General features: G+C 36.4%; 19 protein-coding genes, 1 pseudogene and 1 riboswitch. Of the genes and pseudogenes, 14 read left to right on the top strand and 6 right to left on the bottom strand.

Features of this window, described 5'->3' with window-relative positions; genetic code table 11:
- Nucleotides 1–417 precede the first annotated feature (417 nt).
- The gene (locus AAIE21_RS23520; RefSeq protein WP_343268978.1) at nucleotides 418–1,311 is read left to right on the top strand and encodes a DUF4097 family beta strand repeat-containing protein; all 894 of its coding nucleotides are present in this window, start codon (nucleotides 418–420) and stop codon (nucleotides 1,309–1,311) included.
- 59 nt (nucleotides 1,312–1,370) lie between these two features.
- Here AAIE21_RS23520 and AAIE21_RS23525 read toward each other — a convergent pair whose 3' ends face one another.
- Nucleotides 1,371–1,928 carry a cysteine hydrolase family protein gene (locus tag AAIE21_RS23525; RefSeq protein ID WP_343268979.1) on the bottom strand — a complete coding sequence of 186 codons (558 nt, stop codon included), beginning with the start codon at nucleotides 1,926–1,928 and terminating at the stop codon, nucleotides 1,371–1,373.
- A gap of 310 nt (nucleotides 1,929–2,238) precedes the next feature.
- Nucleotides 2,239–2,343, top strand: a riboswitch (SAM riboswitch).
- A 121-nt stretch (nucleotides 2,344–2,464) separates the two neighbouring features.
- Between AAIE21_RS23525 and AAIE21_RS23530 the strand changes: the two genes are divergently transcribed.
- Genes AAIE21_RS23530 through AAIE21_RS23540 form a run of 3 tightly spaced genes read left to right on the top strand, consistent with a single transcriptional unit; the run spans nucleotide 2,465 to nucleotide 4,999 of the window.
- Nucleotides 2,465–3,484, top strand: a complete 1,020-nt coding sequence (locus tag AAIE21_RS23530) for a methionine ABC transporter ATP-binding protein (RefSeq protein WP_343268980.1) — start codon at nucleotides 2,465–2,467, stop codon at nucleotides 3,482–3,484.
- Nucleotides 3,474–4,139, top strand: coding sequence for a methionine ABC transporter permease (locus tag AAIE21_RS23535; protein WP_343268981.1), 666 nt, complete (start codon nucleotides 3,474–3,476; stop codon nucleotides 4,137–4,139). The genes AAIE21_RS23530 and AAIE21_RS23535 overlap by 11 nt, the downstream gene beginning before the upstream one ends.
- Before the next feature lie 20 nt (nucleotides 4,140–4,159).
- Nucleotides 4,160–4,999 carry a MetQ/NlpA family ABC transporter substrate-binding protein gene (locus AAIE21_RS23540; protein WP_343268982.1) on the top strand — a complete coding sequence of 280 codons (840 nt, stop codon included), beginning with the start codon at nucleotides 4,160–4,162 and terminating at the stop codon, nucleotides 4,997–4,999.
- A gap of 326 nt (nucleotides 5,000–5,325) precedes the next feature.
- Here the strand turns inward: AAIE21_RS23540 and AAIE21_RS23545 are convergent, their stop codons facing one another.
- The 3 genes from AAIE21_RS23545 to AAIE21_RS23555 form a co-directional block, all read right to left on the bottom strand.
- The gene (locus tag AAIE21_RS23545) at nucleotides 5,326–5,520 is read right to left on the bottom strand and encodes a DUF3926 domain-containing protein (RefSeq protein WP_343268983.1); all 195 of its coding nucleotides are present in this window, start codon (nucleotides 5,518–5,520) and stop codon (nucleotides 5,326–5,328) included.
- Nucleotides 5,513–6,691 (bottom strand): ArsA family ATPase, encoded by a 1,179-nt coding sequence (locus tag AAIE21_RS23550; RefSeq protein WP_343268984.1) that lies wholly within the window; start codon nucleotides 6,689–6,691, stop codon nucleotides 5,513–5,515. The genes AAIE21_RS23545 and AAIE21_RS23550 overlap by 8 nt, the downstream gene beginning before the upstream one ends.
- Nucleotides 6,692–6,769: 78 nt before the next feature.
- Nucleotides 6,770–7,252, bottom strand: a complete 483-nt coding sequence (locus AAIE21_RS23555) for a MarR family winged helix-turn-helix transcriptional regulator (protein WP_343268985.1) — start codon at nucleotides 7,250–7,252, stop codon at nucleotides 6,770–6,772.
- 432 nt (nucleotides 7,253–7,684) lie between these two features.
- Here AAIE21_RS23555 and AAIE21_RS23560 point away from each other — a divergent pair, with 432 nt between their 5' ends.
- From AAIE21_RS23560 to AAIE21_RS23605, 10 genes are all read left to right on the top strand, one after another.
- Nucleotides 7,685–7,921 carry a YiaA/YiaB family inner membrane protein gene (locus AAIE21_RS23560; protein WP_241817398.1) on the top strand — a complete coding sequence of 79 codons (237 nt, stop codon included), beginning with the start codon at nucleotides 7,685–7,687 and terminating at the stop codon, nucleotides 7,919–7,921.
- A 141-nt stretch (nucleotides 7,922–8,062) separates the two neighbouring features.
- A complete protein-coding gene (gene gatC, locus AAIE21_RS23565) occupies nucleotides 8,063–8,353 on the top strand; it encodes an Asp-tRNA(Asn)/Glu-tRNA(Gln) amidotransferase subunit GatC (RefSeq protein WP_000087000.1) in 291 nt (96 codons plus the stop codon).
- 15 nt (nucleotides 8,354–8,368) lie between these two features.
- Nucleotides 8,369–9,826 (top strand): Asp-tRNA(Asn)/Glu-tRNA(Gln) amidotransferase subunit GatA, encoded by a 1,458-nt coding sequence (gene gatA / locus AAIE21_RS23570; protein ID WP_000051433.1) that lies wholly within the window; start codon nucleotides 8,369–8,371, stop codon nucleotides 9,824–9,826.
- A gap of 14 nt (nucleotides 9,827–9,840) precedes the next feature.
- Nucleotides 9,841–11,268, top strand: a complete 1,428-nt coding sequence (gatB, locus tag AAIE21_RS23575) for an Asp-tRNA(Asn)/Glu-tRNA(Gln) amidotransferase subunit GatB (RefSeq protein ID WP_343268986.1) — start codon at nucleotides 9,841–9,843, stop codon at nucleotides 11,266–11,268.
- Nucleotides 11,269–11,768: 500 nt separating this feature from the next.
- A complete protein-coding gene (locus AAIE21_RS23580) occupies nucleotides 11,769–12,674 on the top strand; it encodes a diacylglycerol kinase (protein ID WP_343268987.1) in 906 nt (301 codons plus the stop codon).
- A 489-nt stretch (nucleotides 12,675–13,163) separates the two neighbouring features.
- A complete protein-coding gene (locus AAIE21_RS23585) occupies nucleotides 13,164–13,910 on the top strand; it encodes an HAD family hydrolase (RefSeq protein WP_343268988.1) in 747 nt (248 codons plus the stop codon).
- 157 nt (nucleotides 13,911–14,067) lie between these two features.
- A complete protein-coding gene (gene gabT / locus AAIE21_RS23590) occupies nucleotides 14,068–15,429 on the top strand; it encodes a 4-aminobutyrate--2-oxoglutarate transaminase (protein WP_343268989.1) in 1,362 nt (453 codons plus the stop codon).
- Between the two features lie 315 nt (nucleotides 15,430–15,744).
- A complete protein-coding gene (locus AAIE21_RS23595) occupies nucleotides 15,745–17,127 on the top strand; it encodes a sigma-54 interaction domain-containing protein (RefSeq protein WP_343268990.1) in 1,383 nt (460 codons plus the stop codon).
- Nucleotides 17,105–18,517 (top strand): APC family permease, encoded by a 1,413-nt coding sequence (locus AAIE21_RS23600; protein WP_343268991.1) that lies wholly within the window; start codon nucleotides 17,105–17,107, stop codon nucleotides 18,515–18,517. The genes AAIE21_RS23595 and AAIE21_RS23600 overlap by 23 nt, the downstream gene beginning before the upstream one ends.
- Nucleotides 18,510–19,961, top strand: coding sequence for an NAD-dependent succinate-semialdehyde dehydrogenase (locus tag AAIE21_RS23605; protein WP_343268992.1), 1,452 nt, complete (start codon nucleotides 18,510–18,512; stop codon nucleotides 19,959–19,961). The genes AAIE21_RS23600 and AAIE21_RS23605 overlap by 8 nt, the downstream gene beginning before the upstream one ends.
- 55 nt (nucleotides 19,962–20,016) lie before the next feature.
- On the opposite strand, the gene AAIE21_RS23610 is transcribed toward AAIE21_RS23605, so the two are convergent.
- Both AAIE21_RS23610 and AAIE21_RS23615 read right to left on the bottom strand, forming a co-directional pair.
- Entirely contained in the window at nucleotides 20,017–21,246 is a 1,230-nt protein-coding gene (locus AAIE21_RS23610; RefSeq protein WP_343268993.1) for an aminopeptidase, read from the bottom strand.
- Nucleotides 21,247–21,346: 100 nt separating this feature from the next.
- Nucleotides 21,347–21,910, bottom strand: a pseudogene (locus AAIE21_RS23615) (polysaccharide deacetylase family protein).
- Nucleotides 21,911–22,298: the final 388 nt, after the last annotated feature.

Genomic DNA, 22,298 nt, shown 5'->3' on the forward strand with positions numbered 1-22,298 from the left:
TTCCTGTAATGGGGAAGGCCTTTTTCAGGTAAGAAAGATCTTGATTGGAGAACTACTACCTTGCTTAAATAAAATATAAAAGAATGAACAGAAACAAAAGCGCTAAAAAATTCATTCCATTCGTCATATTTTTCTGTATTAATTTTTTGAATTTGCTGTATAATACAATTTGAAAGAAAATCTATGGTTAGACAAGAGAACACTACTTTCGGTTTTGCTCACCGAAAGTAGTGTTTTTTTATAAATCTATCTTGTAACAAATTATGGAAAGTGATAAAATGAACGAGGAATATTCAGAAAAAACAATCAATCATTGAGTGGTACTGAATAATGTATAGTACTAAAAATAATGGTTATATGGATATGGACATTTTGTAGTAAGGCGTAAGAATAATAATTGAGAGGAAGTGTGATTCAATGAAAAAGATTGCTGTTATTGCATTAGTATTATTAGTTATTGGCTGCATTGGTGTCGGTGCAATGACTGTTTTGGGGTTAGCTTTTAATACAACTGAAATTCATAAAAAAGAAACGCTCGCCGGTGAGAAGATTACTGAAATTGAAGTGAAGACTTCTGCAGCAGATGTTGAAATTGTTGCAGTTGATTCAAAAGATATCGAAGTGTTACTGGATGGAGATATAAGCAAAGAGCTAGTAGATAAATATAAATTTGAAGTAAAGGAAGAAAGTAATAGATTGAATGTTAAATTCAGTAAAAATCGGGATTCTATTGGTTGGGGAATTGGGACTACTGCAGAAGTTAAGTTACAAGTTAAAGTTCCAAAGAAGCTATATGAAAATGTAAAAGTAACGACATCATCAGGAGATTTTGTAGTAAAAGGAATTGAAACAAAGACAGCAGATATAGATACTTCTTCTGGGAATGTATCATTGTCGCATTCTAAGATAAATGGAAAGTTAATAGCTAAAACGTCTAGTGGGAAGATTGAGACAGATAAAAGTGAAATCGAAGTAGCAAAATTGGAAACAAGTAGTGGGGAAATTAGAGTAGAAGATTTACATTCTAAAGAATTAGCAGCTAAAACATCATCGGGGGATATTGAATATAATGATCGTAGCTTGCAAGGAGAAGTAGATTGTACTACATCAAGCGGTGATGTTAAGATGCAATTTGATACACTTCCTGAATCATTACGAGTTGAGTTTGATGGAAGTTCGGGTAAAGCGGATGTAAATGTTGCGGGTTTGCTATATGAAGAGAAATCAAAGAATAAGTTAATTGGGGTGAAGGGTGCAGGAGAAAATAAAGTGAAAGTAAAAACAAGTTCGGGAGACTTTAAGTTACAGTAACTTGTGAATAACGTTATGAAAAATCATGTCTCCCCTTGTGAGAGACATGATTTTTTATTTCAGATGGAGTTTCTAAAACTTAAAAACTCCTCTGTGCTCATAACATCTGCATATACGTCATTCAAACTTGCTAAAATTGTATTATGGATATAGACAGCAGGAATTGTAGCATTTTTAAAGAGGAGATCTTTTGTTGCGCATGCATCATGTACAACAGTGCAACGAAAACTAAAATCAAAAGCAGCTCGTACTGTAGCATCAATACACATATGAGTCATCATCCCGCATATAATCACATGTTCAATTCTAAGGTTTTGCAATTGCTCTAATAGGTCCGTTTCCCGAAAACTGTTTGGATAGTGTTTGAGAATAACAGTTTCATTTTTTAAGGGACGAACATGTTCATGGATGTGGACGCCTTCTGTGTTAGGGAGAAAAAAAGTAGCATTTTCTTTCATAGATACATGTTGGATATGAAAAATAGGCTGATTCACTTCTCGAAAATGCTGAAGTAGTTGACTTGCGTACTCGCTAGCTTCAACGGCACCGCGCAGTTCCATTTGGCCATTTGGAAAATAATCATTTTGAATATCAACGAGTAAAAGTGCTGTTTTCATATCAGTTATCGTCCTCCATTTTTCTTTCATATTCATGTAATGTTATTCAATTCGTACAGGATATTTTCCTTTTTGAAAGAGTAGGTGAAGAAGAATTTTACATAAAGTTAAAATTTCGCCCTTTGTAATAAAGTGAAACTTTAATCATCGGGGGGCGTACTGCCCGTTAATGTGGAGTAAAGGAGGAACTGTTATTTTATTTAAAAATTTTAATAGAAAAATAATTAATATATTTTAGAATATTTATGTTGACTCTTACTTTTCGGAGTTTTATAATAAGACTTAATAAAATGACAACTAAATCGATACACTCTTATCCAGAGAGGTGGAGGGACTGGCCCTATGATACCTCAGCAACGGGTTTTTGAATACCGTGCTAATTCCAGCAAGCTCTTAGAGGCTTGGGAGATGAGAAGATGTGAATGAGTATATAAATGCTCTTCTTCTTATTTTTATTACGGATAAGAAGGAGGGCATTTTTTATTTTACCTCAAAGCTCTGCTTCAAGTTATTACAGCATATAGGAGGGGAAAGTAATGATTTCTTTTGAGAATGTAAGTAAAGTATATGAATCAGGCGGGCAATCAGTTCATGCCGTCGAAGATGTAACATTATCGGTTGATAAGGGTGAGATATTTGGTATTATCGGTTTCAGTGGAGCTGGAAAAAGTACACTGTTACGTTTAGTGAATATGTTAGAACGACCAACATCGGGAACGATTTCGATAGATGATAAAGATATTACTTCCTTATCAACGAAGGAGTTACGAAAGCTAAGACAAAGAATAGGAATGATTTTTCAGAGTTTTAATCTATTTAATTCGAGAACCGTGTTTGGGAATATTGCTTATCCATTGAAATTAGCGAAATTGCCAAAGAATGAGATAAAAGAAAGAGTAAATGAGCTGCTAAAGTTTGTCGGACTAGAAGATAAAGCAAACTATTATCCAGAACAACTATCAGGTGGTCAGAAGCAACGCGTAGGAATTGCGAGAGCACTTGCGACATCACCAGATATTCTCATTTGTGATGAAGCAACATCAGCATTAGATCCTGAAACAACAACAGAAATTTTGAATCTACTAAAGAAAGTAAACAAGGAATACAATTTAACAATTCTCCTTATTACACACGAAATGCAGGTTGTGAAAGAAATTTGTCACCGTGTAGCCGTGATGGAAAAAGGAAAAGTAATTGAGGAAGGCACATTATTTGATGTTTTCACGAAACCAAAAACAAAGACGACACAAAACTTCGTTCGATCTGTTATTAACAATCATTTACCGGAAAGTGTCCTTACGAAAATCCAAAATGGTGGACAGATTTATCGCTTAACATTTACTGGTGAAGAGACAGGACAGCCGTTATTATCGTACATTGCTAAAAATTATAATGTAGATGTAAATGTGCTCTATGGAAATATTATTGAACTGCAAGGTATTTTATTTGGAAATCTTCTTGTAGAACTACAAGGTGAGCAGAAAGAAATTCAAAAAGCATTGCAACATCTAAGACTGCAAGTAGGACTGAAGGAGGTTGAATGTCATGCGAGTTGATTGGAGTATATTTTGGCCTCGCATTTTAGATGCGACAGGGGATACCCTCTTAATGGTAATTGTAACCCTTATATTTGCTACAATACTTGGTATACCTCTAGGTTTACTTTTATATGTAACAAGAAAAGGAAATTTTTTAGAAAACAAACTGGTCTTTTTTATTCTTAATATTGTTATTAATACGATTCGTCCGGTTCCATTTATCATCTTTCTAGTGGCTTTAAGTCCGTTAACACGTACTGTTATTGGAACAACAATTGGAACGGCAGCAGCGATTTTTCCAATGACACTGGTTGCTTCAATTGGGATTGCAAGAATGGTTGAAACAAACCTTGTTTCGGTACCAAAGGGAGTTATTGAAGCAGCACAAGCAATGGGTGCATCACCACTCAGAATTGTGTTTGAAATTCTTGTTCCAGAAGCGTTAGCACCATTAGTTTTAGGCGTTACGTTTATGACGGTTGGTTTAATTGAATTCTCAGCAGTTGCTGGCCTTGTTGGCGGTGGTGGTCTAGGTGACCTAGCAATGACATATGGTTATCAACGCTTTGATACATCGGTTATGTTCGTGACGGTTGTATTGCTTATTATTCTTGTACAAATTGCACAAAACTTAGGAAACTATTTTGCAAAAGTATTCTTACGTAGATCATAAAGAGAAAAGAGGGAAAGAAAATGAAAAAGATATTAGCATTTGCATTATCAGCGTTGGTTAGTGTATCGGTATTAAGCGGTTGCGGGGCTGGTGCAAAAGAAAAGGTAGTTCGCGTCGGTGTAACAGGAACGGATGGAGACGCTTGGACTATTCTTCAGAAGAAAGCTGAAAAAGAAGGAATTAAGGTTAAAATTGTGGAGTTCTCGGATTATACAACACCAAATAAAGCGTTAGCTGATGGTGATATCGAATTGAATTCATTCCAACATATTGCCTTTTTAGAGCAATTTAAAAAGGAACATAAGTTAGATATCACAGCCGTTGGTACAACTCAAATTGCACCAATGGGATTATTCTCTGAAAAATATAAAAAACCAAATGAAATTCCAGATGGTTCAGAAATTGCAATTCCCAATGATCCAACGAACCAAGCGCGTGCATTAAAACTTCTTGATGCAGCTGGATTATTGAAATTGAAAAAAGACTTTGGTCTATTTGGTGATCCAAGTGGTATTGCTGAAAATCCAAAGAAATTAAAAATTACACCAGTTATTGCGCAGCAAACACCACGTGTATTAAAAGACGTAGCAGCTTCCGTTATTAATAATGGTGTTGCGGGTCAAGCTGGTTTAAACCCAGTGAAAGATCCTATTTTCTTAGAAAATCCAAAAAACGAGAATGCGAAACCATATATTAATATTTTCGCAGCTCGTACGAAAGACAAAAATGATCCAACGATTAAAAAAGTGATTGAATTGTACCATTCAAAAGAAGTAAAAGAAGCAGTTAAGAAAGAAACAAAAGATGGTGCAATTTCAGTAGACCTTTCACTTGAAGAGTTAGAGAAAATTGTAAAATAACATCGGGTTTAACGAACTAACAGTAGGAACCCCTCCGCTGTTAGCTCGTTCAACATATACCATGCCTAACAGACGATACCCTAATTTTGTACCTTCCAATTCTGTATCATATAAAATCCAATGTCTGTTAGGTAGAGTAAAAGGACCAGGAGTTTTCCTGGTCCTTTTTATTTATTCCGCATTAACGGGCGGTAAGACTCCTCACCTCAAGATTCAGAGAGAAACGAGGAAGATAGGTGGGGGATCAACTGCCCGTAAAAGCCCGATTGGTGAGGGCTGATAATCAGTGAGGGATGAAGAAAAACCCCACTGATTAAAGTTTCACTTTATTCAATCGTAATGTTCTTTAAGTTACTCGTTGTAGGTTTCGCTGTTTCTTGCATACAAGAAGAAAGCTCTTCTTGTAAAATACTTAGCGCTTTTTTTGCAGATCGCTGAATTGGAGTAGGTAATTCATTTATGATATACATGCCAACTTCCACTTTTGTACGAATCAATTTTCTTAGTAAATCTTCACGCATGAACAACACCTCCAAAGCGAATGTTTAATACATCTCCTTCAAATTTTGCACCTTGAACGGATAAATGCGTTAATGTTTTTGGTAACGTAATGTTCCGTTTGACAGAACCAGCGTGAATGATAAGTTCATCACCTTTTTGATTTAAAGAGAGGTCACTTTTATCTGAGAATGGAATAGAGAGAACAAAAATATAGTCATCTCCATCTTTTATTACATATTGTGTACGACCGTTGAATTTTACGGCGGTTGGTTCTGCATCATCTTTGAATAAAGCAGCTCCTACACGTTCTAGCATAGGTAATCCAACTACTTCTTGTTCAAACATGGGAGCTTCATAAATAGGAAGTGGTTGAAAGCTATCTTGGATAAGTGCTTTATATTTCTTTTGGGCATCTTTCCATGCTTGAAAATAAGAATCTGTGACGGTATCAGGTATGACACGGTTAATCATGATGGCATCGACGTTATAATCATATAAATTTAAATAGGTGAAACTACGCTGTGCTTCTTTAATAACCATTTTTTCTGGATTGACAACAACGCGAATACTTGTCACTTCTCGGTTAGATAAAATATCTCGCATTTCTCCTAGTTGTTCAAGTGTATTCGTTAATTCGTCCATAATATCATCAGTAGGGAGTGGAACGCCGAGAAGTGGTTGTGCAACAGGACGGACAACTTTTAAAACTTTTCTTTTAATCGGAAAGAGTTTTTCCATCCACCAACCGAGCATATCAGGAAAGCTTAACATAGCTAACGTTTCTCCCGTTGGTGCGCAGTCAATAATGATGACATCATATGTTTTTTGTTTATAGTAATCGAGTACACGAAGTAAACTAATTAAGTCTTCCATGCCTGGAAACATCGTTAACTCCTCTGTTGTAATATCGTCAGCAGCTTTTGAGGTAAAGAGTAATGTAATATACTTTTGTAATTTTCCCCAGCCTTTTTCCATTTCATAAATGGTATTGATTTCTTGTGCCCATAAATTTTCACGAAGTTCTTTTGGTTCAGAAGATAATTTTATCCCAAATGAATCTCCTAAACTATGAGCTGGATCTGTGCTCATCACTAATGTTTTTAATCCTTGTTTTGCGCTTTGAAGCGCTGTTGCTGCTGAAATGCTAGTTTTTCCTACGCCGCCTTTACCTGTATACAAAATAATTCTCATATTTATATCCCCTTTGTTTCGGTTGTCGAATATTACGAGTATCGAAATATATATTTGAATAAAAACCCATAAAGGGCATTATTCAATCGGGATGTTCTTCATCTTAGGTGTAGGAAGCTTTTCGACTTGTTTTTGTTGTGACGTAGCGATGTGGTTCATAATCTTTTGGAAGATTTGTAGTAAGAATGCTTTCTCTTCTTCTGATAATGCTTCCGTCACAAGGTTAAAGTAATGAGCAGCATTTTGTTTCACTTCTTGAACGAGTTGTACGCCAGTTTCGGTTAAACGAATGAGTACAATGCGGCGATCATTTTCATTCCGATAGCGCTCAATATATCCTTTTTTCACAAGTCGATTCACGACACCTGTCGTCGTGCTCATTGGAATATCAAGAAGTTCGGTGATCTTTGTCATCGTAATATCTGTATTTCGCTCCATCCATAACAGGCAGAATACTTCTGTTTTAGAAAGTGATAAATCAAGGCTTACCCATTCTTCTGGATAGAAAAGCTTCTTGGCGTTGTCTAGCAGTAAGTCTAAAAAATGTTCGTATTGCAACAATTATTTCCACTCCCGTATATTTCGAGGTTCGTAATATTTGTTTTTATTCTATGCTTATTGCAAATAAATGTCAAATGATTATTACCTGTTTTTTCAGACTAAATGAAAAAGAAACCTCATAATAGTAATATACTTATCTATCGTAGACATAAGGCTAACAAGGAAATATCCAAGCTATATAAATCCATTTTGATTTTTCTACATATGAACTGCGGCTATGAAAGTAAAAACAATTCTCCACTTATTTCCCCTTTTTGTTTTCATACGGCATGGGGCGAAAAAAGGCACTGACCGCTTCTATGCATGGCCGGATACTCTCTCCCATCTGAAAAGAATGATTTGATGTTCGTTTTTTAATTTGGATTTACATAAAAATCCATAATAGTAATATACTTATCTATAATGGATAGATCGCTAGCAAGGGGGAGAACAATGAGAAGGAGAAATACGCAAGCGTTCACATTTTTAGCATGGACTTCGTTTGTATGCGCACTTTCAGGTATGTTAATAGGCATTTATACGTTAGATGAACCACTTAGTGTGAAAGGATATTATTTAATAGGTACTTTGTTTTTAACAATGTCATGTTTTGTACTGCAAAAAACAATTCGTGATAATGAGGAAGATAATGAACATATTCCTAAAAAAGAACCAGTTGATAAATCGTAATTTGTAAAGAAAGGAAAAAGCCTTTCTTTTTTTATGTAAAAATGCTGTAAGTGCCGTGTGTTGACTTGCTTGAAGTACTGAAAATTTGGTATCATCAATAGTATTGTAGATTGAACGATATATTATGGAGGTGGCCTAGCCGTGTCAAGAATTTCCGTTGAGAATGTAAAGCATGTAGCGCATTTAGCACGTCTTGCAATTACAGATCAAGAAGCAGAAAAATTTCAAAAACAACTCGATGCAATTGTTACATTTGCAGAGCAGTTAAATGAATTAGATACAACAAATGTAAAACCAACAACTCACGTATTAACTATGAAAAATGTTATGCGTGAAGATGTACCAGAAAAAGGTTTACCAGTAGAAGAAGTATTAAAAAATGCACCGGATCACAAAGATAATCAAATCCGTGTTCCAGCAGTATTAGAATAGAGGAGGGGAATTTCGATGTCATTATTTGATCATTCTGTATCAGAGTTACATAAGAAGTTAAACAACAAAGAAATTTCCGTTACGGATTTAGTAGAAGAATCTTACAAACGTATTGCGGATGTTGAAGATAACGTAAAAGCTTTTCTTACATTAGATGAAGAAAATGCACGCGCGAAAGCGAAAGAATTAGATGCAAAGATTGGTGCTGAAGATAATGGTTTATTATTCGGTATGCCTATCGGTGTAAAAGATAACATTGTAACTAACGGACTTCGTACAACTTGTGCGAGTAAAATATTAGCAAACTTCGATCCAATTTATGATGCGACAGTTGTGCAAAAGCTAAAAGCTGCTGACACAATTACAATTGGTAAGTTAAATATGGACGAGTTCGCAATGGGTTCTTCAAATGAAAACTCAGGTTTCTATGCTACGAAAAACCCATGGAACTTAGATTACGTTCCAGGTGGATCTAGTGGTGGTTCTGCAGCGGCAGTAGCGGCAGGAGAAGTATTATTCTCTCTAGGTTCTGATACGGGTGGTTCTATCCGTCAGCCAGCTGCATATTGCGGTGTTGTAGGTTTAAAACCAACTTACGGACGCGTATCTCGTTATGGTTTAGTTGCATTCGCATCTTCACTTGACCAAATTGGGCCGATTACACGTACAGTAGAAGACAATGCATACTTATTACAAGCTATTTCAGGTATTGACCGCATGGATGCAACTTCTGCAAATGTTGAAGTTGGAAACTATTTAGCTGGTTTAACAGGCGACGTTAAAGGTTTACGCATTGCTGTACCGAAAGAATACTTAGGCGAAGGTGTTGGCGAAGAAGCTCGTGAGTCAGTACTAGCTGCGTTAAAAGTATTAGAAGGTATGGGCGCAACTTGGGAGGAAGTATCTCTTCCACACTCTAAATACGCTCTAGCAACGTATTACTTATTATCTTCTTCTGAAGCATCTGCTAACCTTTCACGCTTCGATGGCGTACGTTACGGTGTTCGTTCTGATAATGTCAATAATTTATTAGATCTTTACAAAAACACGCGTAGCGAAGGTTTCGGTGATGAAGTAAAACGTCGTATTATGCTTGGTACATTTGCACTTAGCTCTGGTTACTATGATGCATATTACAAAAAAGCACAGCAAGTACGTACATTAATTAAAAACGACTTTGAAAATGTATTTGCTAACTACGATGTTATTATTGGACCAACAACGCCAACTCCGGCATTTAAAGTAGGCGAAAAAGTTGATGATCCAATGACAATGTATGCAAACGACATTTTAACAATCCCAGTAAACTTAGCAGGTGTTCCAGCGATTTCTGTTCCATGTGGATTCGGTGCTAACAACATGCCACTTGGTCTACAAATCATTGGTAAACACTTCGATGAAGCGACAATTTACCGCGTTGCACATGCGTTTGAGCAAGCAACAGACTATCATACAAAAAAAGCAAGTCTGTAAGGAGGCGAGCATAGATGAATTTAGAAACAATTATTGGTTTAGAGGTTCACGTTGAGTTAAAAACAAATTCGAAAATTTTCTCTGCGAGTCCAACAGAATTCGGAGCGGAGCCAAATACACAAACAAGTGTAATTGATTTAGGATACCCAGGGGTACTTCCTACTTTAAATAAAGAAGCAGTTAACTTTGCGATGAAAGCTGCAATGGCATTAAACTGTGAAATCGCAACGGAAACGAAGTTCGACCGTAAAAACTATTTCTACCCAGATAATCCGAAAGCTTACCAAATCTCTCAATTTGATAAGCCAATTGGTGAAAATGGTTGGATTGAAATCGAAGTAGATGGCAAAAAGAAACGTATCGGTATTACACGTCTTCACCTAGAAGAAGATGCTGGTAAATCAACGCATACAAGTGAAGGCTCATTAGTGGATTATAACCGTCAAGGTATGCCATTAATCGAAATCGTATCTGAGCCGGATATGCGTACGCCAGAAGAAGCATATGCATATTTAGAAAAATTAAAATCTATCATTCAATATACAGGTGTATCTGATTGTAAGATGGAAGAGGGGTCTCTACGCTGTGATGCAAACATTTCCCTTCGTCCAGTAGGACAAGAGAAGTTTGGTACAAAAGCAGAGCTGAAAAACTTAAACTCATTTACTTATGTACAAAAAGGGCTTGAGCATGAACAAGTACGTCAAGAAAAAGAACTATTATCTGGTGGCATCATCCAACAAGAAACACGTCGTTACGATGAAGCAACAAAGAAAACAATCTTAATGCGTGTAAAAGAAGGATCTGACGATTACCGTTACTTCCCAGAGCCAGATTTAGTTGAACTTTACATCGACGATGAGTGGAAAGAACGCGTTCGCGCTTCTATTCCAGAACTTCCAGATGCTCGTAAAGTACGTTATGTTGCAGAACTTGGTTTACCAGCTTATGATGCGCACGTATTAACATTAACAAAAGAGATGTCTGATTTCTTTGAAGCGACAATCGCAGATGGTGCAGACGCGAAATTAACATCAAACTGGTTAATGGGTGAAGTACTTGCATACTTAAACAAACAACAAAAAGAATTAAAAGACGTAGCATTAACGCCAGCTGGGCTATCTAAAATGGTTCAATTAATTGAAAAAGGTACAATTTCGTCTAAAATCGCGAAAAAAGTATTTAACGAATTAATTGAAAAAGGTGGAGACCCAGAAGAAATCGTTAAGGCGAAAGGTCTTGTTCAAATTTCTGACGAAGGTACACTTCGTAAGGTCGTAACAGAAATTCTTGATAATAACGAACAATCTATTGAAGACTTCAAAAACGGTAAAGACCGTGCAATTGGCTTCTTAGTTGGTCAAATTATGAAGGCAACGAAAGGACAAGCGAATCCACCGCTTGTTAACAAGATCTTACTTGAAGAGATTAACAAACGTTAATAAAAAGAACTAGACCGTTATCAAACAGCAAAGATTAAACAGAGAAAGCACCCATATTTGGGTGTTTTTTCTGAGTTAATCAAACGTTTGTTTAAATTACGAAAGTTATTTAAACAAACGTTTGATTAACTGATAAAAGTGGGAAAATGTTTGTATAGCAACTATGGTATGATAGTTGCAAAAAGGTGGGAATAATGATAAATCTAGACATAGAGAGTTTTTCATCTCGTGAAATAATAGATACTTATTATTCGTTATATTTATTTTTTATGAAACAATGAGAAGTAATAAAGAATGGGAAGATATATTTCTTGGTCAAATAAAGCAAAACTTTCATTAGTGAACATTTACTAATGGAGGGCTACACGAATCGGGTTCTTACTGCCTATTTGAGCGGGATAAAAGAAGGATAGGAAGATGAGAGGAGGTAGGCATAGGAACGCTGAATAAGAGTTCGGTATATTCTTTTTCTATGAATAAGAAAATTCCTGTGCTAATGAATGATGAAGCGAGCAAGAATAATTTATAATCCTACTTCTGGTCGTGAGTTATTTAAAAAGAGCTTACCAGAAGTATTACAAAAATTAGAACAAGCTGGATATGAAACATCTTGTCATGCAACAACGGGTCCTGGAGATGCAACTGTGGCAGCGAGGCAAGCAGCAGATCGTAAGTTTGATGTTGTTATTGCAGCAGGCGGTGACGGTACATTAAATGAGGTTGTAAATGGTTTAGTTGGGCATGAACATCGTCCGAAATTCGGTATTATTCCAGTTGGAACGACAAATGATTTTGCGCGTGCAATTGGTGTACCGCGTTCTATTGAAGAAGCGGCGGACATTATTTGCGAAGGTAAGACTGTTCCGTTAGACCTAGGTAGAGCGAACGATACATATTTTATTAACATTGCTGGTGGCGGACGCATTACAGAATTAACATATGAAGTACCAAGTAAGTTGAAAACAGTTTTAGGGCAGCTTGCCTATTACTTAAAAGGTATCGAAATGCTGCCATCATTACACCCAACATATGTTGAAATTGAGTATGATGGAAAGCTATTACAAGAAGAAATTACGATGTTTTTAATTACGAATACGCGCTCTGTCGGTGGCTTTGAAAAGGTTGCACCATATGCATCTATTAATGATGGTTTATTTGATTTATTAGTGCTGAAGAAGGGCTCTATTGCTGATTTAATTAAAGCAGCAACCCAAGCACAACGCGGTGAACATATTAATAATCCAAAGGTTTTATATACGCAGGCAAATCGAATTAAAGTTCATTCGCCGGATAAATTAATGATTAATTTAGATGGTGAATATGGCGGAGATGCGCCAATGGAATTTGAAAATATATACCATTGTCTTGAACTATTTGTTCCTGAACATAAAGAGGATACCTTATAAAGGTATCCTTTTTTGAGGTTATCGAAAAAGAAATCTTAGCTAGTGATAACGTGAGGATGGAGAAATAGTAAATGAAATTATATCAGCGATTTTTTGAATATATCGACCGTTTCTTCAAATATATCGGCGTTTCTACAAAGGATATCGACGATCTGACACATAATGACAAAAAACAGGAGTCTGCTAGCTCCTGTTTCCCAACATTCTGTAAAGAGGATATATCCTCTTTTATTTATATGTAGGAAGGTGTCCATGGGATGTTGCTGAATATAAATTGATGTAAATCGATATTACCTGTATAGAACGAAGCGGCGCATGCATTTAAATATAAGTGCCACGATGGATGTAACTCTACGCCTTTCAAATGATTAGATTTGAATTGTAAATTGGGAGTTGGTTTGATTTTTATGGTATTTTTACAATACGTTCATCTTACATCCACATTTACTTGCTACACTGAATGTGAAAAGGGCAGAAAGGTAGGGTGTTATGGAGAAGATAAAGGCAATACTCTTTGATAAAGATGGAACGTTAATGGATTTTCATTCAATTTGGATAAAAGTAGCAGAAGAACTTGTATCTGAATTTGTGCAATCATACAAATTACCTGAATCACTACAAGGAAGTCTTTTAAAAGAAATTGGTGTTGAAGGAGCATATGTTAATCCGCATAGTGCATTAGCAGCTGGAACAAGTTTTGATATAGCTCAAATCTTTTGCAAACATATATCTTCTGTTACAGAGTATGATATGCATCACTGGATAAGTGAAAAACTATTTACTCTCATGTACGAACATCGTTCACATATGAGAATGACAGCAGACTTACCAAAACTTTTACAAGTATTGAAAGAAAAAGGGTTCATTTTAGGCATTGTGACTGCGGATGATTTTGCACCAACAGAACTCTTTTTAAAGCAGTGTCAATTAGAGTCGTTTTTTGATTATATTGTAGCTTCAGATACATTTCCAGCCCAAAAACCAGATAAGCAAATTGTAGAATCATTTTGTGAAGAGTTTGGGTTAGACCCAAGGGAGGTAGTAGTTGTTGGGGATACGCCAACGGATTTACATTTAGCAAAAAATAGCGGTGCTTGTTATGCGATTGGAGTCCTTTCTGGGACGGGTGATCTTCAAACATTAGCACCACTTGCAGATATTGTATTAGATTCTGTGGGGCATTTCATTTCTGATTCTGGAGAATTGATTTGGGAACGAGAAAAGTCTAATCTATAAATAAAATAAGTCTATATCGACTCGTATTAAGTCGATATAGACTTATTTTTTATGTCGAAATACTGAGAAGATTAGAAAGGTGGCACATTTATAAGTTGGCATACATCTTGCAATATAGAAAAGGAAAATCATAGCATAGAAAAGGATGGGAGAAACGATGAATACAAAATTCGCTAAAGTAAATGAACAAATTCCAGGACCGAAAGCAGCTTCTTTATTAGAACGCCGTCAAAATATCGTACCAAGGGGCGTGAGTAATGGGATTTCAACATTCGTACAGTCAGCTGATGGTGCGCTTGTAACAGATGTAGATGGAAATCAATTTATCGATTTTGCAGGAGCGATTGGAACAATTAACGTAGGACATTGTCACCCTGCTGTGAAAGAGGCGCTTCATAAACAAGTAGACCAATATATTCATACCGGCTTTAATGTAATGATGTATGAGCCGTATATTGAATTAGCAGAGAAGCTTGCTGCATTAGCTCCTGGAAGCTTTGAGAAACAAGTACTATTTTTAAATAGCGGTGCTGAAGCGGTTGAAAATGCTGTGAAAATTGCTCGTAAGTATACGAAAAGAACTGGCATTATTGCGTTTTCAAAAGGATTTCACGGTCGTACATTGATGACAATGACGATGACAAGTAAAGTAAAGCCTTATAAATTCGGGTTTGGTCCATTTGCACCGGAAGTATATAAAGCGCCATTCCCATATGAATATCGTCGTCCAGAAGGTTTAACAGACGAACAATACGATAATTTTATGATTGAAGAATTTAAGAACTTTTTAATATCAGAAGTTGCACCAGAAAGCATAGCTGCTGTTGTAATGGAGCCTGTTCAAGGTGAAGGTGGTTTTATCGTTCCAAGTAAGAAGTTTGTACAAGAAGTACGTCGTCTTTGCTCGGAACACGGCATTTTATTTGTAGCGGATGAAATTCAAACAGGATTTAGCCGTACAGGAAAATATTTTGCAATTGATCACTATGATGTTGTTCCAGATTTAATTACTGTTTCGAAATCATTAGGGGCCGGAGTACCAATTAGTGGTGTTATTGGGAGAAAAGAAATTATGAATGAATCAGCGCCAGGAGAACTTGGTGGAACATATGCAGGAAGTCCATTAGGATGCGCTGCGGCATTAGCTGTTTTGGATATTATAGAGAAAGAAAAGTTAAATGATCGAGCTCTGCATGTAGGGAAAGTTGTGATGGATCGATTTGAGGAAATGAAGAAAAAATATAACTGTATTGGTGATGTTCGTGGTTTAGGAGCGATGTGTGCGTTCGAACTTGTTAAAGACCATACAACGAAAGAGCCTGATAAAGCATTAACAGCAAGTTTATGTGCTGAAGCAAATAAAAGAGGACTGCTCTTATTATCTGCTGGAACGTATGGGAATGTAGTTCGTGTGTTAATGCCACTTGTCATTACGGATGAACAACTAGAAGAGGGGCTTACAATTATTGAAGATTCCTTGCAAGCTTGTTATGAGCAAGCAGATATCGCTCGTGTGTAAATAATAGCGAAATAAAACCTTTCTTTTTAGGTAGGAGAGAGCATCCGTCCATACGTAGAGGTGGTCAGAGCCGTTTTTAGCCCCATGCCGAGTGAAAACAAAAGGAGAAAATGAGTGCGGAGCCCTTTTTGTTTTCGTGGTAGTAACCTATCTGCCTGAAAATCAAAACGGATTTACAACAAATATGCAATCATTCTAGTTTACTCTGTTCAGAAAAAATGCAGAAAATTCCCTTAAATAAAGATTTCACTTTATAATGAAATGTAAGCGATAATAAAGTGAAGCAATGGACCCTGAATTTGAGGAGTGGCTGGAATGGTTGCAGAAAAGGAACGAGCATTTATGGATTTAAAAGATGTGTTTGAATATGCATTTGATGAGATTTTTGTTACGGATGAGAAAGGGACTGTTGTCCGTGTAAATAGCACATGTGAAAGACACTATCAATTATCTGCTGAGGAGCTCGTAGGTAAGCATGTAAAAGAACTACAAAAAGAAGGGATTTTTTATCCATCTGCAACATTGGAGGTAATTGAGAAGAAGAAACCGATTGAACTTGTTCAGACAACAAAATCAGGAGAGTATTTACATGTTCGTACAAGGCCTGTATTTGATGAACAAGGTAATTTACGAAGAGTGATTAGTTATTCTCGTGACCTCACTGAACTCTACCAATTACGAAAAAAGGTAGAGGAGATGGATAATCAGTTAAAGACATATAAAAAAGAATTAAGAGAAACATATGAACATGAAGGGCTTATTTTTAAAAGTGTAGCTATGCAAAAAATAGTCGCAACAATCAAAAAAGTTGCTATGGTAGATAGTACGGTTCTTATTTTAGGTGAGACTGGGGTAGGAAAAAGTAGATTAGTACGGCATTTGCATGAAGTGAGTCATCGTAAAAATGAAATGTTTTATGAAATTAACTGTGCGGCATTACCGACAAATTTAATTGAATCGGAACTGTTTGGCTACTCAGGTGGTTCCTTTACAGGCGCGAATCGCGAAGGGAAAAAAGGGATTTTGGAATTAGCACATAAAGGGACCCTTTTTTTAGATGAGATTGGTGAAATGCCGCTTGAAATTCAGGCGAAACTGCTGCAAGTATTACAGGAAAAAACATTTCGTCCAGTAGGAGGTAGGGAACTAAAAAAAGTAGATGTTCGTATTGTTGCAGCAACGAATAGGGATTTAGCTGAAATGGTAAAGCAAGGGACGTTTCGGAAAGACTTATATTATCGTCTTAATGTCATACCAATCCAAATTCCACCACTTCGCGAGAGAACGGAAGATATTTTACCGTTAGTTTATCATTACCTACAACATTTTAATGAAAAGTATGGGCGCGATGTAAAGTTAGCACCCAGTACATTACAAATGTTCTTAGGGTATCCTTGGGAAGGAAATAATAGGGAAATAGAAAATGTAATTGAAAGGATTGTCATTACTGCTGATGATATTGTTATGATAGAAGACTTACCAATATCTATGCAGAAATCTACAGTTGAGCAATCTGGTCAAAGCCTCTATAAAATGCTGGAAGAAGTAGAACGAAATATTATTCTTAAAGCGTATAAAATACATGGATCAAGTTATAAAGTCGCAGAATTCCTGAAAATAAGTCAATCTGCAGCTACTAGGAAAATTAAGAAGTTTATAGGGGAGGAATATTTAGTTGGAGGAGAAGAAGGAACTTAAAAAAGTACTATCACGTTTTGATGTTCTTTTCCTTGCGATAGGTGCAATGCTTGGATGGGGTTGGGTTGTGCTTTCGGGGGATTGGGTTACATCTGCTGGTTCTATGGGGGCAGTTATTGCTTTTATTATAGGAGGATTACTTGTTATTTTCGTTGGATTAACATATGCTGAACTTGCCTCAGCTATGCCAGAAACTGGCGGCGGTTTATTATATGTATATAAGGCATTTGGAAAGAAGGCAGCCTTTATTGCTTCTTGGGCAATGGTATTAGGCTATGTATCAGTTGTTACTTTTGAGGCTGTTGCGCTTCCAACCGTTGTAGACTATATACTACCAGACTATCAAAGTATCTATTTATGGACGATTGGTGGTTGGGATGTATATTTAACATGGGCGATGATTGGGATGGGGGGAGCACTCCTTATTACAGTTATTAACTATTTTGGGGTGAAAACAGCAGCGGTATTTCAAAGTATATTTACAATATTCATCGTCGCGACAGGTATCATGCTTGTCTTTGGTGCTGGTTTGAATGGTGATACGAAAAACTTAGAACCGTTTTTTATAGATGGTGCAGGCGGTGTGATGGCTGTCCTTATTATGGTTCCGTTTTTATTTGTTGGATTTGATGTCATTCCACAAGTAGCAGAAGAAGTTAATCTTCCGTTCAAAGAAATTGGAAAGCTTTTAATTTTCTCTGTCGTTTGTGCGGTTATTTTTTATCTCTTAATTGCATTAGGTGTATCGATGGCGTTAGATCAAAATGCGTTAATGCAAACAAAACTAGCAACAGCTGATGCAATGGGAGCCGTATTTGGTTCGAAAATCTTTGCGAATGTCTTAATTTTTGGCGGGTTAGCGGGAATTATTACAAGTTGGAATGCTTTTATTATAGGAGGCAGTCGCGTCTTATACGCAATGGCGAAAACAGGAATGATTCCAGCTTGGTTTGGGAAAGTCCATCCAAAATATAAAACACCTTCAAATGCTATTATATTTTTAGGGATGCTTTCATTCTTTGCTCCATTACTAGGAAGACCAGCGCTTGTTTGGATTGTAAATGCTGGTGGACTTGGAATTGTTGTTTCTTACCTATTAGTTAGTCTGTCCTTTTTAGTACTACGTAAAAAGGATCCGAATATGAATCGACCATTTAAAGTGAAAAAGGGTAAAGTTGTTGGAAGTATTGCAACGATATTAAGTATTGGGTTTATTTTGCTATATATGCCTGGAATGCCAGCTGCATTAATTTGGCCATATGAGTGGTTAATGGTATTAGGCTGGGTAGTTTTTGGAGGCTATTTCTTTGTTAGAATGATTCTCGGTAAGTATGAAGGAAATAACTTAGAAAATGAAGAGAATATAAAGGAGGAAGAGAACATTGGATAAGAAAGCGACGTATGTAAATTTAGATCAAAAGGCAATGTATATAAATGGGGAATGGATTCAATTGCAAGAACAAATTGAAATTAATAATCCAGCGACTCAAGAAATATTTGCGACTGTTCCAAAGGGTGGGGTTACGGAAGCGAAGCAAGCAGTTGATGCTGCACATGAGGCGTTTAAATCTTGGTCAAAATTAACAGCAGCTGACCGTGCGCAAAAATTAAAAAAGTGGTTTACCTTAATTGATGAAAACAAAGAAGAAATTGCGGCGATTATGACGAAAGAACAAGGGAAACCATTTGCAGAAGCACTTGGGGAAGTGAACTATGCAAATAGTTTTGTAGAATGGTATGCAGAAGAAGGAAAACGAGTATATGGCGAAATGATTCCAGCTTCTCATCCGAATAAACGTATTTTAGTAACGAAGCAACCTGTTGGTGTTATTGCAGCAATTACACCGTGGAATTTTCCAGCTGCAATGATTACAAGAAAAGTAGCACCAGCTCTTGCAGCAGGTTGTACAGCAGTTGTAAAACCTGCAAGTCAAACGCCGTTAACAGCATTAAAATTAGCTGAATTAGCACATGAAGCTGATATTCCGAAAGGTGTTTTAAACATTGTAACAGGTAGTGCAAAGGCAATTGCTGATACTTGGATGGAGGATGGACGCGTAAGAAAGGTTTCATTTACAGGATCGACTGAAATCGGAAAAGAATTAATGTGTGGAGCTGCGAAAACGATGAAGAAAGTTTCACTTGAGCTAGGTGGCCATGCTCCATTCATCGTAATGAACGATGCGGATTTAGATAAAGCAGTAGAAGCAGTAATTGGTTCGAAATTCCGCAATGCTGGACAAACATGTATATGTACAAATCGCGTGTTTGTGCAAGAAGCGGTGTATGGAGAATTCGCAGCGAAATTCCAAAAAGCAGTAGGTCAGCTTAAAGTAGGCGATGGATTTGGAGAGGATACGACTGTAGGACCGCTTATCGATGCGAATGCTGTAGAAAAAGTACAGGAACACATTGAAGATGCAATCAAAAAGGGTGGCGAAATTCTGTCTGGAGGTCAAACACTTACAGAGTTAAATGGTCACTTTATTGAGCCAACGGTCATTGGAGGCGCAAATGACACAATGTTATGTATGAATGAAGAAACATTTGGCCCAGTAGCACCAGTTGCGAAATTTGAAACGGTAGAAGAAGTCATTGAGCGTGCAAATAACACGCCATATGGCTTAGCGGCTTATGTATTTACAAAAGATATTAGCCAAGCGTTTCAAATTAGTGAAGCACTAGAATATGGAATTATTGGCTTAAATGATGGACTTCCATCTGTTGCACAAGCGCCATTTGGCGGATTTAAAGAAAGTGGAATTGGCCGTGAAGGTGGTCATTTTGGAATCGAAGAGTATTTAGAAATTAAATATATTTCGTTAGGATTGTAATAAAAAGGGCTGTTTTCCTAGGAAAACAGCCCTTTTTATTAAGTCATTTGTAGTCTTAGAATGCCCAGTTCCCTTTACGGAAAATTGGTTCATGTGTTCCATCAGCTGTAATACCGTCAATATCAAGCTCGGCAGAACCAATCATAAAGTCTTCATGTGTAATACTAGAGTTTGCACCATTTTCTGCAAGCTCTTCTTTTGTCATTGTTTTACCGCCGTCTAAGTTAAATGCATAAGCATTTCCAATTGCTAAATGGCAAGAGGCATTTTCATCAAATAAAGTATTATAGAATAAAATATTTGTGTTAGAAATTGGCGAGTCGTGAGGTACTAATGCAACTTCTCCTAAGAAGTGAGAGCCTTCATCTGTCTCAACTAAATGTTTTAAAGCTTCTTCACCAACATCAGCTTTATAATCTACAATACGCCCATTTTCAAATGTAAGTGTAAAGTTATCGATGATGTTACCAGCAAATACTAATGGTTTTGTACTCGATACTTGGCCATTTACACCTGTTTTTAAAGGCATTGTAAATACTTCTTCTGTTGGAATGTTAGCCATAAATGGTACATTTTTTTCATTTAGACTACCAGCTCCAGCCCATACGTGTTTTTCTGGAAGTTCAATTGTTAAATCTGTTCCAGGGCCTGTATAATGAAGAGCTTTATAATGTTTTTCATTTAAGTAATCTACTTTTTTATGTAATGTTTCATCATGTTCTTTCCATGCTTCCACAGGGTTTTCTAGATTTGCACGAGTTGCTTGGAAAATTGCATCCCATAGCTTTTCTTCTTGCTTTTCTGATGCGACATCAGGGAATACTTTAGCTGCCCATTCTTTCGTAGGAACAGAGATCACACACCAACTTACTTTATCTGCTTGTACATAATCACGGTATACTTTCATTGCTTCTCCAGCAACCTTATGAGCACTTGCAATTCGTTTTGCATCTACACCTTTTAATAAATCTGGATTTTCTGCATAGATAGACATAAATGCAGCGCCTTCTTTTGCTAATTCTTCACGTGCATGCGCCTTCCAAGCAGGGAATTCTGAGAATGCTTCTTCAGGAGCTAAATCAAATTTTAAACGCGTTAACACTTCATCATTCCAATCTACATATACATGTTTTGCGCCTGATTTATATGCCTTTTCTGTAACAAGACGGACAAATGGAGCAGCTTCAAGTGGGGCATTAATAGATAATGTTTGCCCAGGTTGAATATTAACACCGACATTTACTGCAAGAGCAGCATACTTTTCTAACGTTTGTTCAAATGACATATGTACAATCTCCTTTATTCGAAAGATTTCTTATATACATAATACAAGAAAATTTCAAAAATATAAATAGAACTCAGATGAGATTGCGTTCTATTTTTACTTATTTAATAGCAAGTCCAAACTGTTCAACTGTTGTGGAATGGTGCATGCGAACGCGCTTTATTTTTAACAGTTCATCTGTTTCACCTTTTGTAATAAACTGTCCCGGTTTTGTTGTTGTCGCAAATTGATAATATTTCTTTGTTTCTTCTACAACTTGATCATTTACATGTCCAAATGGATAGGCAACTGCAATAACTGGTTTACCAGTAATTTTTTCAAGTTTTTCCTTCAAATTCTTTTACATCAAAAGGAATTGTAAATTGTTTGTCTTTCTCTTTTGATGTAAATGATTTTGCCCCCTCTTTTCCGTCAGCAGTTCGCCAAATTTTATATTGTACTTCGGTTAAAGAATCCTTTATATCGTCATATAGATAGAGGTGTTTGTGGATTCATGTGTAACAGGATTCCAAGATATTTTACCCTGTGGTTGTACTTTTTCTTCTTGCTTTTTTGGTTGTTCTTGAACCGTTTTCTCTGTTTTCGGTCCATTACTTGCATTGCTAGAATTACAACCTGCTAGAATGGCAGATGTACATAAAGCAATAGCTGCATATTTTTTCATAACGTTCACCTTCTATTGTGTATTTTCTTTTGTATTGTCATAGTAAAGTGGTGGTAGTTCAAAGAAACAAATAGTTAAGATGTTTCTCTATTTCGAAGTCTTTTTCTTTTTACAGGCTTGTTCAGCGTTATAATCATGTAGCCAACAATAAAAATAAAAGGAATTAAAAATACATAACTAGGGATGCCAAACACATAATAACTTTTTATGCTGAAAAATAATAAATGTAGAAACTCAAAAAAAGCATGTAATTTCATTTTGACCTCCAATAACTTTTTTACAAATTATAACATTTTTAGAGGCGTACTAAATGTTCAAGGCTATAATTTAAGCTAATTTTAAAGTTGAAGAAGTAAAGAAAAGGCCACTTTTTCATAAAAGTAGCCTA

The sequence above is a fragment of the Paenibacillus sp. 102 genome (assembly GCF_039549175.1).
Taxonomy (GTDB): Bacteria; Bacillota; Bacilli; order Bacillales; family Bacillaceae_G; genus Bacillus_A.

What these genes read in the sequence shown, in the direction of transcription:
- AAIE21_RS23520 (WP_343268978.1), top strand. Translation starts at nt 418, where the DNA reads ATGAAAAAGATTGCTGTTATTGCATTAGTATTATTAGTTATTGGCTGC.
- AAIE21_RS23525 (WP_343268979.1), bottom strand. Translation starts at nt 1,928, where the DNA reads ATGAAAACAGCACTTTTACTCGTTGATATTCAAAATGATTATTTTCCA.
- AAIE21_RS23530 (WP_343268980.1), top strand. Translation starts at nt 2,465, where the DNA reads ATGATTTCTTTTGAGAATGTAAGTAAAGTATATGAATCAGGCGGGCAA.
- AAIE21_RS23535 (WP_343268981.1), top strand. Translation starts at nt 3,474, where the DNA reads ATGCGAGTTGATTGGAGTATATTTTGGCCTCGCATTTTAGATGCGACA.
- AAIE21_RS23540 (WP_343268982.1), top strand. Translation starts at nt 4,160, where the DNA reads ATGAAAAAGATATTAGCATTTGCATTATCAGCGTTGGTTAGTGTATCG.
- AAIE21_RS23545 (WP_343268983.1), bottom strand. Translation starts at nt 5,520, where the DNA reads ATGCGTGAAGATTTACTAAGAAAATTGATTCGTACAAAAGTGGAAGTT.
- AAIE21_RS23550 (WP_343268984.1), bottom strand. Translation starts at nt 6,691, where the DNA reads ATGAGAATTATTTTGTATACAGGTAAAGGCGGCGTAGGAAAAACTAGC.
- AAIE21_RS23560 (WP_241817398.1), top strand. Translation starts at nt 7,685, where the DNA reads ATGAGAAGGAGAAATACGCAAGCGTTCACATTTTTAGCATGGACTTCG.
- gatA (WP_000051433.1), top strand. Translation starts at nt 8,369, where the DNA reads ATGTCATTATTTGATCATTCTGTATCAGAGTTACATAAGAAGTTAAAC.
- gatB (WP_343268986.1), top strand. Translation starts at nt 9,841, where the DNA reads ATGAATTTAGAAACAATTATTGGTTTAGAGGTTCACGTTGAGTTAAAA.
- AAIE21_RS23580 (WP_343268987.1), top strand. Translation starts at nt 11,769, where the DNA reads ATGATGAAGCGAGCAAGAATAATTTATAATCCTACTTCTGGTCGTGAG.
- AAIE21_RS23585 (WP_343268988.1), top strand. Translation starts at nt 13,164, where the DNA reads ATGGAGAAGATAAAGGCAATACTCTTTGATAAAGATGGAACGTTAATG.
- gabT (WP_343268989.1), top strand. Translation starts at nt 14,068, where the DNA reads ATGAATACAAAATTCGCTAAAGTAAATGAACAAATTCCAGGACCGAAA.
- AAIE21_RS23595 (WP_343268990.1), top strand. Translation starts at nt 15,745, where the DNA reads ATGGTTGCAGAAAAGGAACGAGCATTTATGGATTTAAAAGATGTGTTT.
- AAIE21_RS23610 (WP_343268993.1), bottom strand. Translation starts at nt 21,246, where the DNA reads ATGTCATTTGAACAAACGTTAGAAAAGTATGCTGCTCTTGCAGTAAAT.